10 protein-coding genes are annotated in these 13,304 nt (G+C 40.9%); 9 read left to right on the forward strand and 1 reads right to left on the reverse strand.

What is annotated here, in order from left to right; translation table 11 throughout:
• Window positions 1-117 precede the first annotated feature (117 nt).
• From K8L98_RS10200 to pyc, 3 genes are all read left to right on the forward strand, one after another.
• Window positions 118-399: an Fpa/YlaN family protein gene (locus K8L98_RS10200; protein WP_223441989.1), complete on the forward strand. Its 282-nt coding sequence runs from the start codon at window positions 118-120 to the stop codon at window positions 397-399.
• 392 nt (window positions 400-791) lie between these two features.
• Window positions 792-1,994: an FtsW/RodA/SpoVE family cell cycle protein gene (locus K8L98_RS10205; RefSeq protein ID WP_223441991.1), complete on the forward strand. Its 1,203-nt coding sequence runs from the start codon at window positions 792-794 to the stop codon at window positions 1,992-1,994.
• 75 nt (window positions 1,995-2,069) lie between these two features.
• Window positions 2,070-5,513, forward strand: a complete 3,444-nt coding sequence (gene pyc / locus K8L98_RS10210) for a pyruvate carboxylase (RefSeq protein ID WP_223441992.1) — start codon at window positions 2,070-2,072, stop codon at window positions 5,511-5,513.
• Between the two features lie 180 nt (window positions 5,514-5,693).
• On the opposite strand, the gene K8L98_RS10215 is transcribed toward pyc, so the two are convergent.
• Window positions 5,694-6,632, reverse strand: coding sequence for a COX15/CtaA family protein (locus tag K8L98_RS10215; RefSeq protein WP_223441993.1), 939 nt, complete (start codon window positions 6,630-6,632; stop codon window positions 5,694-5,696).
• A gap of 515 nt (window positions 6,633-7,147) precedes the next feature.
• On the opposite strand from K8L98_RS10215, the gene cyoE reads away from it, so the two are divergent.
• The 6 genes from cyoE (at window position 7,148) to ctaG (ending at window position 13,259) form a co-directional block, all read left to right on the forward strand.
• Window positions 7,148-8,077 (forward strand): heme o synthase, encoded by a 930-nt coding sequence (gene cyoE, locus K8L98_RS10220; protein ID WP_223441995.1) that lies wholly within the window; start codon window positions 7,148-7,150, stop codon window positions 8,075-8,077.
• A gap of 98 nt (window positions 8,078-8,175) precedes the next feature.
• On the forward strand, window positions 8,176-9,255 hold the full coding sequence (gene coxB, locus K8L98_RS10225) for a cytochrome c oxidase subunit II (protein WP_223441997.1): 1,080 nt from the start codon (window positions 8,176-8,178) through the stop codon (window positions 9,253-9,255).
• A gap of 33 nt (window positions 9,256-9,288) precedes the next feature.
• Window positions 9,289-11,160: a cytochrome c oxidase subunit I gene (gene ctaD, locus K8L98_RS10230; protein WP_223441999.1), complete on the forward strand. Its 1,872-nt coding sequence runs from the start codon at window positions 9,289-9,291 to the stop codon at window positions 11,158-11,160.
• Window positions 11,160-11,783 (forward strand): cytochrome c oxidase subunit III, encoded by a 624-nt coding sequence (gene ctaE / locus K8L98_RS10235; protein ID WP_223442001.1) that lies wholly within the window; start codon window positions 11,160-11,162, stop codon window positions 11,781-11,783. The genes ctaD and ctaE overlap by 1 nt, the downstream gene beginning before the upstream one ends.
• 4 nt (window positions 11,784-11,787) lie before the next feature.
• Window positions 11,788-12,120, forward strand: coding sequence for a cytochrome c oxidase subunit IVB (gene ctaF, locus K8L98_RS10240; RefSeq protein ID WP_223442002.1), 333 nt, complete (start codon window positions 11,788-11,790; stop codon window positions 12,118-12,120).
• Window positions 12,121-12,353: 233 nt separating this feature from the next.
• Window positions 12,354-13,259: a cytochrome c oxidase assembly factor CtaG gene (gene ctaG, locus K8L98_RS10245; RefSeq protein WP_420828842.1), complete on the forward strand. Its 906-nt coding sequence runs from the start codon at window positions 12,354-12,356 to the stop codon at window positions 13,257-13,259.
• The last annotated feature ends 45 nt before the right edge of the window (window positions 13,260-13,304 follow it).

The raw sequence follows: 13,304 nt of genomic DNA on the forward strand, positions 1-13,304 counted from the left end.
ATGTCCGGGAACAAGTTCACTTATGAATAACACCTTGTTTTTTCTTGATTTTTTACTGTTTTCACTATAATATTAATAGATAGATTAGGGTAATCGCTCGGGAACGGAGGGGTTCAATTGGCGTCTGAGATTGCGATTGATCATCGAGAAAAAGCACTTGCGCTCTTAAAGGCTGATGCTGACAAAATTACGAAGCTGATTCAAGTCCAAATGGACAATTTGACGATGCCTCAATGTCCTCTTTATGAAGAGGTTTTAGATACACAAATGTTTGGACTATCAAGAGAAATTGATTTTGCCGTCAGGCTTAATCTGATTGATGAACGGGAAGGAAAAGTAATCCTTGACACACTCGAAAGAGAAATGTCAGCTTTGCATGAAGCGTTCACAAAGAAATAACAATTAAACTCAAACTGTTCATTTAGACAGTTTGAGTTTTTTTATAAAGCACTTATCGAACTTTGTTGCTTTCACTAGTCAGCAATAAATCTGCTTTTGGATATTTCACGAATGTATCTAAAGGAATCCCGTATCTTCCGGTTTCGTGAATAGAGCATGAAATGATCTTGTCCGTGAACAACTTCTATGTAAAAAACAATTAAGCGAATGACTATAACAAAAGACCTACATACTTTTATAACTTGTTTGCGCACGTCTGCCGGGTTACCATAAGGCGTGCGTTCGGAAGAAGAAAACATAATGGAAGGAATTTTCGCTTTAATCTCGAATTTCTAACTAGGAAAATAAAATCATCCAGAATGCAGCAACAAGTCATGATAGGAAGCGATAAAATGATAAAAAAAATTTTAAAATCATATGATTATTCACTACTGCTTGCTGTTATCCTCTTATGCGGCTTCGGTCTCGTGATGGTGTACAGTTCAAGTATGATTTCAGCCGTTGCCAGGTGGGGCTATGAAAGTGATCACTTTTTCCAAAGGCAGGCAATTTTTACTGCACTTGGGCTTGTAGTCCTTCTAATTACCATGTTTTTTCCTTACAGAGCCTATTTAAGTCCTTTTTTTATCAGGGGCGTAGTCATGCTTTCCATCCTGATGCTCCTTGCTATTTTTATTTTCGGTTCTGTTGCAGGCGGTGCAAGAAGCTGGTTTTCGCTGTTCGGATTTAAGCTTCAGCCTGCAGAATTTGTAAAGCTCAGCGTCATCCTTTATCTTGCAGCAGTGTACGAAAAAAAACAATCCTACATTGATCATTTTGGCAGAGGTGTGCTGCCCCCGATTATTTTTACAGGGTTTATATGTGTACTGATTATCCTGCAGCCTGACATTGGCTCGGCATCTATCATTGGCATGATTGCTCTTTCAATGGTCGTTTGTTCGGGACTTGGCATGAAGAATATTTTCAAGCTTATTATTTTGGGGCTTGCCGGTGTTGTTGCGATCAGCCCTTTAGTTTTGCTGAAATGGGACAAGATTTTTACAACAGAACGGGTCAGCCGGTTCGTAGGATTTATGGATCCATTCGGTGATGCAGCGGACTCCGGCTTCCACTTGATCAATTCTTATTATGCCATTGGTTCGGGCGGATTGACTGGGCTTGGCCTAGGGGAAAGCGTTCAAAAATACGGTTATTTGCCTGAATCGCACACAGATTTTATACTGGCAATCATCTCTGAAGAGCTGGGGATATTTGGAGTGGCGTTTGTCCTGATCTTGCTTGCTTTTATCGTGCTGAAAGGTTTTCACATTGCCAGAAACTGTGAAGATGCATTTGGAACACTGCTTGCAATTGGCATATCAAGTATGATTGGTATACAGACAGCGATTAACGTTGGCGGATTAACAGGGCTGTTGCCAATTACAGGAGTTACTCTTCCATTTATCAGCTACGGAGGATCTTCTATGATTTTATTAATGCTTTCAATGGGGCTTCTCATTAACATCTCCATGTTTATTAAATACCGGGCTACCTATCAGAAGACTGAACCTAAGCCGGTAAGTGAAACAAACGGAAATACAGTTCCATTTCAATAGAATAAAAGTGTTATACTAATTATAAATGTGTTATACTTTTAGTAATGCAAGTGATGAAGCTTAAGGAGGATTCCTATGTCGCAGAAAAATATTCAGAAAATACTTGTTGCAAACCGCGGTGAAATTGCCATCCGTGTATTCCGTGCGTGCACGGAGCTTAATATCCGGACAGTAGCTATCTATTCTAAAGAAGATTCAGGATCGTTTCACCGTTACAAAGCAGACGAAGCATACATAGTTGGCGAAGGTAAAAAACCGATCGATGCTTATTTGGATATTGACGGCATTATTGAGATTGCCAAAGCCAATCATGTGGATGCCATCCATCCTGGCTATGGATTTTTATCTGAAAATATTCATTTTGCAAGAAGATGCGAGGAAGAGGGAATCATCTTCATTGGCCCAAAATCCAAGCATCTCGATATGTTTGGGGACAAAGTTAAAGCAAGAAAGCAGGCGGAGCTCGCAAATATTCCGGTCATTCCGGGCAGCAGCGGACCTGTTCAAAGCTTAGAGGATGTTGTAGAGTTTGGCCGTGAAAATGGCTATCCTTTCATTATTAAAGCTTCACTGGGCGGCGGCGGACGCGGCATGAGAATTGTGCGCAGCGCAGCAGCTGTTAAAGAATCCTATGAACGTGCAAAATCTGAAGCGAAGGCTGCATTTGGCAACGATGAAGTTTACGTTGAGAAGCTAATTGAAAACCCTAAGCACATTGAAGTGCAAATTATTGGTGATGAACACGGCAATATCATTCATTTGTTTGAACGTGATTGTTCCGTGCAAAGACGTCATCAAAAAGTGGTTGAAGTTGCTCCAAGCGTTTCTGTTGATGAAAAATTAAGACAAGACATTTGTGATGCTGCCGTTAAACTGATGAACAAAGTTAAATATGTTAACGCAGGAACCGTAGAATTTTTAGTTGCAAATGGAGAGTATTACTTCATTGAAGTCAACCCGCGTGTTCAAGTAGAACATACGATTACCGAAATGGTCACAGGAATTGATATTGTACAGACTCAAATTATGGTCGCAGAAGGCTATCCGCTTCACGGAGAAAAAATTGGCATTCCGGCACAAGATCAAATCAGAGTAACTGGCTATGCGATTCAATCAAGGGTTACAACAGAAGATCCGCTGAATAATTTTATGCCGGATACTGGGAAAATCATGGCTTATCGCTCAGGCGGAGGCTTTGGAGTAAGGCTTGATGCAGGGAACGGTTTCCAGGGAGCTGTTATCACTCCGCATTATGATTCATTGCTTGTTAAGCTTTCGACACAGGCACTGACATTTGAACAAGCTGCTGCAAAAATGATCAGAAACCTAAGGGAATTCAGAATCAGAGGAATTAAAACCAACATTCCATTTTTAGAAAATGTCATCAAACATGAGAAATTCATGTCAGGTGAATACGATACATCTTTTATTGATTCATCTCCAGAGCTATTCGTATTTTCAAAGAAAAAAGACCGCGGAACGAAAATGCTTTCCTACATTGGAAATGTAACAGTTAATGGCTTCCCGGGCATTGAAAAGAAAAAGAAGCCGGTCTTTGATAAACTTTACATTCCTAAAGTAAAGATTACAGAGCCAATACCAAGCGGAACAAAGCAGATTCTTGACGAGCAGGGTCCGGAAGGTCTTGTAAAATGGCTGAAAGAGCAAAATGAAGTGCTATTAACAGATACAACGTTCCGTGACGCGCACCAATCGCTGCTTGCAACACGCTTAAGAACAAATGACATCAAACATATTGCGGAACCTACGGCGAGACTTCTGCCTAATTTATTTTCGCTTGAAATGTGGGGCGGAGCAACATTTGATGTCGCATACCGTTTCTTAAAAGAAGATCCTTGGGACAGGCTTCTCACGGTCAGAAAACAAGTTCCGAATATTCTCCTGCAAATGCTGCTTCGTGCATCTAACGCAGTAGGCTATAAAAATTATCCGGATAATGTCATTGAAGAATTTGTGGAGAAGTCCTCCTATGCAGGAATAGATGTATTCCGTATTTTTGACAGCTTGAATTGGGTTGAAGGAATGCGGCCTGCGATCGAAGCGGTCAGAAAATCAAATAAAATTGCTGAGGCTGCGATCTGCTATACCGGAGATATTTTAGATCCGTCCCGCAGAAAGTATGATCTTGAATACTATAAAAATCTGGCTAAAGAACTCGAAGAATCAGGTTCTCATATATTGGGAATTAAAGATATGGCAGGATTGCTTAAGCCGCAGGCTGCTTATGACTTAATTTCTGCTTTAAAGGAAACCATTTCGATTCCGATTCACCTGCACACACATGATACGAGCGGAAATGGTATTTTCACTTATGCAAAAGCCATTGAAGCCGGAGTAGATGTGGTGGATGTAGCTGTAAGCTCAATGTCAGGTTTAACTTCACAGCCGAGCGCCAATTCTCTCTACCATGCTCTTCAAGGAATGGACCATCGGCCAAAAGCAGATATTGAAGCATTAGAAGAGCTGTCTCAATATTGGGAAGGCGTGCGTCATTACTATCAGGATTTTGAGAGCGGAATGAATTCCCCTCATTCAGAAGTATACATGCATGAAATGCCGGGAGGACAATACAGCAATCTTCAGCAGCAGGCAAAAGCTGTCGGACTTGATGATCGCTGGAACGAAGTCAAAGAAATGTATCGCCGCGTAAACGATATGTTCGGAGATTTAGTCAAAGTAACGCCTTCTTCGAAAGTAGTCGGCGACATGGCCCTCTTTATGGTCCAAAATAATTTGATAGAAGACGATATTTATGAGCGGGGAGAAACGCTTGATTTCCCTGATTCCGTTGTTGAATTATTTGAGGGATACCTCGGACAGCCTCACGGAGGTTTTCCAAAAGAACTTCAGCGCATTATTTTAAAAGGCCGTGAGCCTATTTCGGTCCGACCTGGTGAATTATTGGAGCCAGTCAATTTTAAAGCATTGAAAGAAGAACTTTTCCAAAGTTTAAATAGACAAGTTACAAGTTTTGATGCAATAGCGCATGCTCTTTACCCAAAAGTGTTCATGGACTACGCAAAGACATTTGAACAATTTGGAGATATTTCAGTTCTCGATACGCCGACCTTCTTATATGGAATGAGACTTGGCGAAGAAATTGAAGTTGAAATTGAGCAGGGAAAAACATTAATTGTAAAGCTTGTTTCAATTGGGGAGCCACAGCCTGATGGAACACGTGTTGTCTACTTTGAACTAAACGGTCAGCCTCGCGAGGTCATTATCCGCGATGAAAACATTAAAGCTACGATCACAGCGAAAATGAAAGCTGATAAAGGCAATAAAGATCATATTGGGGCGACAATGCCTGGAACAGTCATTAAGGTTTTGGCTGAAAAGGGCGAAAAAGTCAATAAGGGCGATCATTTGCTCCTGACTGAAGCGATGAAAATGGAAACGACCGTACAGGCGCCATTCTCAGGAACAATTAAGAATATTCATGTATCGAACGGTGAAGCGATTCAAACTGGAGATTTATTAATTGAATTAACCCATTAAAAAGACAGCCTCCGGGCTGTTTTTTTTTGACTCTGCGGCTAACATCCATGGCCAATCCGTCTGGTGACAGAATTGGAGAGGACTATCCATAGGCTGCAGTCGGACACAGCGAGCAAAGAAAGAAGCCATTGAAATGTTTAAGGATATGTAAAAAGAGGGGCGCACATGGCGTCCCTCTTTTTAGATTACTTTTTTATTCTTATTCAATTGAGCCTGACGGTTTATTTTATTTCTGCTTATAAGCAGGATGAAATAGCTGAGAACCCCGAAAAGACAGGAGATTATTAAAGCATGGGCCAGTGCGACAGCCAAATTTAAACCGGTCAGCACTACTAGAGCCCCTGACATTACTTGCATGGTAATTAGGACAAAAGCAATCATCCAGCCATAATAAACGACTTTTTGATGTTTATAGTATTTAAAAGCTTTGTAGGCAGCTATTGCAACCCAGATAAAGATTAATGCAGCAGCAAATCTGTGGCCCATCTGAATCCACTCATGCAGAGTGGCCGGAAGTCCATATGGCCTGTTGCTGCACATTGGCCAATTCGGGCATGCAAGACTTGCTTCTTTATGCCTTACAAATGCGCCGGTATACACAACAATATAGCAGTAGGATATAATGCCGATCATATGAAACTTCATTCTTTTATCAATTATCAGGGATTCCGCATCAAACTTTTTATCTACTTCAAAAATAAGCAATGTAAGAAGCAGCACAGATGCAAATGATATAAGCGATATGCCGAAATGCAGGGCAAGAACGGCATCAGACTGTCCCCACTTAACTGCGGCTGCACCAATTAATGCCTGCAGAATCAGGAAAAAGAATGATAAAGACGAAAGAAATTTTGTCTCGCGTTTATATCCAATCAATATCCATGAAGAAACCGCCAATAGAAGGACAAGAATGCCCGCAAGTCCGCTTACAACCCGGTGACTGAGCTCAATGACAAGCTCAGGGGTAATCTCTGATGGAATCAGTTCGCCATGGCATAACGGCCAGGAATCGCCGCATCCTGCTCCGGATTCTGTTTTTGTAACTAAAGCTCCTCCCAGGAGTACGAGAAGCATAACGATAGATGTGAGCACGCCTAAACCCTTTAATGCTCGCTGCAAGATGTTCACCTTCTTATTCGTAATAATGAGTTTATCTAAATCGACAAAAATCGAGCGTTAGCGCTTGATTTAAAAGCGGCAGCCTCAGCCGATCAGGCAACAAAAAACATGACTGATATCATCTCTGTTTATTATAGTAGGAAAACAGGCACATTAATAAGGAATTATATGGGGGATTCTTTCACCAATGTTTTTTTCGCAAAAGATTCCATAATCTATAAAAAATTCCTAATAGTTATGATAGAATGTTATCGTGGTCAAAAAGTTATGCCATCATTTTTTAGAGTATCAGTGAATGGACTGCTTTTCAATTAATTAACCTGTGCAGCTCATCTGCTTCACAATTTCGACATAACTTCTTCATAATTTGTTCACAAAACATTTGCTGATTATGGTTTAATATCAAGAAGGAAGCATTTTGTAAATATTGTTTTATTTAGTATGATATAGGAAGTTTCCATCATACAGCCGATTCTTTCTATTAGAAACAGAATTGAAAAGGGGGTCTATAACACGTGCCTGATTCAAGGACCTTATCAGAAACACACCTTAGCGGACACCGCCCGGAAGAAATCCATGAAACGACAGCTCTGAATGACTTCTTAAGTCTTATTAAAATGGGAATTGTCAATTCAAATATGATTACTACCTTCACGGGACTGTGGCTTGCCTTGCATTTTACAGGTCAAAGCTTCCTGCAGAATATAGACAGTGTTTTATTTGTTTTACTGGGTTCAGCTTTAATTATTGCTGGTTCATGTGCCATCAATAACTTTTACGACCGTGATATTGATCATATCATGGAAAGAACAAAAATGAGACCGACAGTTACAGGAAAAATGAACCCAATTCAGGCTTTGTGGATTGGTATTTTATTGCTTACGTTCGGCTTTATTCTTTTGCTGATGACAACTGTAACAGCCACGTTAATCGGGTTGATCGGCGTAATTACATACGTCTTTTTATATACAATGTGGACTAAACGCCACTATACACTGAACACTGTTGTAGGCAGTGTATCAGGTGCGGTTCCGCCGCTTATCGGCTGGGCTGCTATCGATGCTGACCTGAGTGTGCTTGCTTGGGTATTGTTTATGATTATGTTCATATGGCAGCCTCCGCATTTTCTTGCACTTGCAATGAAAAGGGTGGAAGAATACCGTGCTGCAGGCATTCCTATGCTGCCGGTCGTTCATGGTTTTGCCATTACAAAAAGGCAAATGATGGTTTGGGTGATCTGTCTCCTGCCTTTGCCGTTTTACTTATTTCAGCTCGGGGTTCCTTTTATTATTCTTGCAACTGCACTGAACATAGGGTGGCTTGTGCTTGCTTTATCAGGCATGAAGATGAAGGATGATCTGAAATGGGCAAAGTGGATGTTTATTTATTCACTGAATTACTTAACGATCCTTTTTGTGGCGATGGTACTTTTCACGATCAACTAGGTTAGAAATTCTTTCTTTTAGGAATTTACATAGAAGGAATTATCGATTCCTGTGAAACTGCGGGAATTAATTTACTGAAAGAGGGGTTTGATTTAGCTATGGAAAAGAGGCTGACAAAATTGCGTCTCGTTGCCATTTTTGCAATGTTGACACTTGTCTTAGCCGGCTGTGGTGAACCATATCTTTCCGCTCTTCAACCAGCTGGTGAAGTTGCGGATATGCAGTACTCATTAATGGTGCTGAGTACACTCATCATGGTCATTGTAATCGCAGTCGTAACTGTGATCTTCATTTATGTAGTTCTGAAATTCAGACAGCGCAAAGGTGAGGAAAATAAAATTCCTGAGCAAGTAGAGGGAAGTCATAAACTTGAAATCATTTGGACTGTTATTCCTATTCTTTTACTACTTGTGTTAGCGGTTCCAGTTGTATCTGCAACATTTGAACTTGCAGATGTGAAACCAATGGAAAAGAAGGACCGCAAACCTGAAGATGCAGTTGTTATTAATGTCAGAGCAAATCTTTACTGGTGGGAATTCGAATATCCTGATGCTGGGGTAATCACAAGCCAGGATTTAGTTGTTCCATCAGATGAAAGGGTTTACTTTAATCTGATTGCTTCTGATGTGAAGCATTCATTCTGGATTCCGTCAGCAGGCGGCAAGATGGATACAAACACTGAAAATATAAATAAGTTCTGGCTTAATTTTGACAGCAAACGTGCAGAAAAAGCCGGAGAATATTTTTACGGGAAATGTGCTGAGCTTTGCGGCCCTTCACATGCTTTAATGGATTTTAAAGTAAAAACAAAATCCCGCGAAGAGTTTGATCAATGGATTGAAGAAATGAAAAACGCTAAAGCGGTAGCAGATTCTGATTTAGCTAAACAGGGTGAGAAATTGTTCCAGGAGAAAAGCTGTATCGGCTGTCATGCTGTGACACCTGCTGATAAGCGTCCAGAAGAAGCAAGAACAGCACCTAACTTGGCTAACTTTGGAGAGCGTACCAGAGTAGCGGGCATTCTGCCTCATAATGAAGAAAATATCAGAAACTGGCTGAAAGATCCTGAACAGTACAAGCCAGGAAACAAGATGACAAAAACGTATCCTGAACTTAACGATGAGGAACTTGATGCACTTACTGAATACTTAAGCGGCTTAAAAGTCGAAACGAAGTAAGATGTCTCAGCAGAATAAAAGGGAGGTAACACTGTGAGTACGTTAACTCAGAAAAAGGGGTTCGGCGCTGTGCTATGGGACTACTTAACAACAGTAGATCATAAAAAAATCGCCATCCTTTACCTGATTTCCGGCGGCTTCTTCTTCCTCGTAGGTGGATTAGAAGCGATGCTTATCAGAATTCAGCTCGCTGTGCCAAATAACGATTTTATCGCAGCAGGCCTTTACAACGAGATCTTAACTATGCATGGCACGACCATGATTTTCCTGGCAGCCATGCCGCTCATATTTGGTTTTATGAATGCCGTCGTACCGATTCAGATCGGAGCGCGTGACGTTGCATTTCCATTTTTGAACTCATTGGGTTTCTGGCTGTTTTTCTTTGGAGGACTATTCCTGAACCTAAGCTGGTTTTTAAATGGAGCGCCTGATGCAGGCTGGACGAATTATGCTTCACTTGCACTGAACTCACCTGGACATGGAGTAGATTTCTATTTGCTGGGACTTCAGATATCAGGATTTGGTACATTGATTGCGGGTATTAACTTCCTCGCAACAATTATTAACATGCGTGCGCCTGGCATGACTTACATGCGTATGCCGTTGTTCACGTGGACTACATTTGTAGCTTCAGCACTTATCCTATTTGCTTTTCCGCCGCTTACAGTTGGTTTAGCAATTATGATGTTTGACCGTATATTCGGCACTGGATTCTTTGATCCGGCGCTTGGAGGAAATTCAATTATCTGGGAGCATTTATTCTGGATTTTCGGACATCCTGAGGTTTACATCTTAATTCTTCCGGCTTTCGGAATTTTCTCGGATGTTCTGCCTCATTTCTCGAAGAAGCGATTATTTGGATATTCATCAATGGTATTTGCTACAGTATTAATCGGATTCTTAGGGTTCATGGTGTGGGCGCATCACATGTTCACAACTGGTCTTGGACCAATCGCAAATGCTATTTTCGCAGTAGCAACAATGGCCATTGCCGTTCCGACAGGGATTAAAATTTTCAACTGGATGTTTACAATGTGGGGCGGAAGCATTCGCTTTACAGTTCCAATGATCTGGTCTGTTGCCTTCATTCCTACGTTCGTTATGGGCGGAGTGACAGGAATCATGCTTGCAGCTGCACCTACAGATTATCAGTATCATGACACCTATTTCGTAGTTGCACATTTCCACTATGTTATCGTAGGCGGAGTGGTTATGGGATTATTCGCAGGCCTGCACTACTGGTGGCCGAAAATGTTCGGCAGAATGCTTGGTGAAAAACTGGGTGTTGTTACTTTCGTATTATTCTTTACAGGCTTCCATTTAACGTTCTTTATCCAGCATTTCCTTGGATTGATGGGTATGCCGCGACGCATTTTCACATTCCTTCCTGGACAGGGTCTTGAAACGGGGAATCTGATCAGTACGGCTGGGGCATTCTTGATGGCTGCCGGAACAATCGTATTGCTGTACAATATCGTGATTTCTTCTATAAAAGGAGAAAAAGCAGCAGGGGATGCATGGGGAGATGGACGCAACCTGGAATGGGCTGTTTCATCACCTGCACCTGAATATAATTTTAAACAAACACCGCTTGTTCGCGGTCTTGACGCTTTGTGGGTTGAAAGAATGGAAGGAAACAAAGGAATGACTCCTGCCGAACCGCTTGGAGACATTCACATGCCTAACGGTTCCATCCTGCCGCTGATTATGTCATTTGGATTGTTTGTTGCAGCATTTGGATTATTGTATCATTCAGATTATGCATGGGCTGATCCGGTTATTATCATCGGACTCCTAATTACACTTGGATGTATGTTCCTTCGTTCAATCATTGATGATCACGGTTATCATATTCACAAAGAAGATTTAATGAATGATGATAACGATAAGGGGGTTAAGGCATAATGCATGTTGAGGAAAAATTAACAGCTGAAACGTTCCCTGCCTCACCTGAAAAGGCTACCCTTGAAGGCAAAAATAAATTTTTAGGCTTCTGGCTTTTCCTTGGAGGAGAGACCGTCCTGTTCGCTTCTCTTTTTGCAACATTCTTAGCTTTAAGAGATTCAAACAACGGCGGTGCAACGACACAGGAAATGTTTGAACTTCCGCTTGTTTTTGCAGCTACTATGCTTCTTTTGACAAGTTCTCTGACAAGTGTTTACGCCATGTACCACATGAAGAACTTTGATTTCAAAAAAATGCAGCTTTGGATGGGAATTACTGTTCTATTAGGAGCAGGATTCCTGGCTCTTGAGATTTATGAATTCAATCATTATATTCATCATTTTGAATTTACTATTACAAGCAGTGCTCTTGGATCCGCTTTTTACACGCTGGTCGGAACACATGGCGCCCACGTTGCATTTGGTTTACTTTGGATCACTACTTTGATGGTGCGCAATGCAAAAAGAGGATTGAATTTATACAACGCGCCTAAATATTACGTTGCAAGTTTATACTGGCATTTTATCGACGTTGTATGGGTGTTCATCTTTACAGTTGTATACTTAATGGGAATGGTGGGATAAACTGATGGCAGCTAATCAAAATTCAGGTAACCCAAAAGTTGATCTTGCATATCGCCGCAAGAAAAATAAAGAAGATATGAAATATCAAGTTGTTACATTTGCATTAATGATTTTCCTTACAGTCATTGCATTTGTAGCAATTGGCTATGATGGCATTGCAGAATGGTTTAAAATTCCGTTTATTCTTTTGCTTGCTATTATCCAGGTTATTTTCCAGCTTTATTACTTTATGCATATGAGCCATAAAGGCCATGAAGTGCCTGCGCTTTTCCTTTACTCAGGAATCGGTGTAGCATTTCTGACAGTTCTTACATTCGTGACAATTATTTGGTGGTAATCTGAAAAACGGCTGAGTTTATTCTCAGCCGTTTTTTGTATGTTGAAATTTGAAAATATAAGCGGTAAATGGACTTAAGAACATATATTTTTGGAAGGGGCATGCCTCTTCCGTCCTTGTGCTTGAATCAATGTCTTCACCTCTTCTAATGTCATAGAACGTTCATTGATAGCGCTTCATTGAAGGTGTATAATAGTTTGCAGGAGTTATAGCAGAAATAGGAGATGAACTCATTGTTAAATTTAGAAATCTTTGGTTTTAGAGCAATGTGGAGCCCATATTTTTTCCTGTTTGTTGCGGTCATTCTTGGCGTTTATTTTCTATTAATCGGACCTCTTCGAAATCGATTTCATGATAGCCAGCCTGTCCCGTTCAAACAGAAAGCGCTTTTTGCAGGCAGCATGATCCTTTTATACGCTGTAAAAGGCAGTCCGCTGGATCTTATGGGACATATAATGTTCAGTGCACATATGACACAAATGGCCCTTTTATATTTGCTGATTCCTCCTCTGATGATCTATGGCATTCCTGTCTGGATGTGGAGAGCAATAATTTACAGACGGGGCGTCAAGCAAATCGTTTCATTTCTGTCAAAGCCGCTGATCGCTTTAATTGTTTTTAACGGTGTTTTCTCAATCTATCATATTCCGCTTGTCTTTGATGTTGTGAAGACAGATCATGTCATCCATGCGTCAGTAACGATTTTTATTTTTATTGCTGCGATGCTGATGTGGTGGCCATTGTTAAATGAACTGCCTGAATGGAGAGAACTTGGCGGAATTAAGAAAATTGGATACATATTCGCCAATGGCATGCTGTTGACACCTGCTTGTGCCCTTATCATATTTGCTGATACTTCTCTTTATTCTACGTATTCGGATCCAAGTGCATGGGTCAGCGCCCTTGAACTTTGTGTGCCTTCAAGTATGCTGTCAGGTTTGAATTTAACAGGACCGGAAATGTTCAATACACTGCCACTTGTTGAAGATCAGCAGCTTGGAGGCATCATGATGAAAATTATCCAGGAGTTTGTTTATGGAAGCCTGCTCGGAATTATTTTCTTTAAATGGGCCCGACAGGAGAGAGAGCGCGATGATCTTGAAGAAAGAAAGAGATTTACTCCGCAGCCGATTAAGTAATTTCCGCTCAAATTTTCTGCTTATCAATCTATAATTTTTTATTTT

This window comes from Metabacillus dongyingensis, assembly GCF_019933155.2.
Classification (GTDB): domain Bacteria; phylum Bacillota; class Bacilli; order Bacillales; family Bacillaceae; genus Bacillus_P; species Bacillus_P dongyingensis.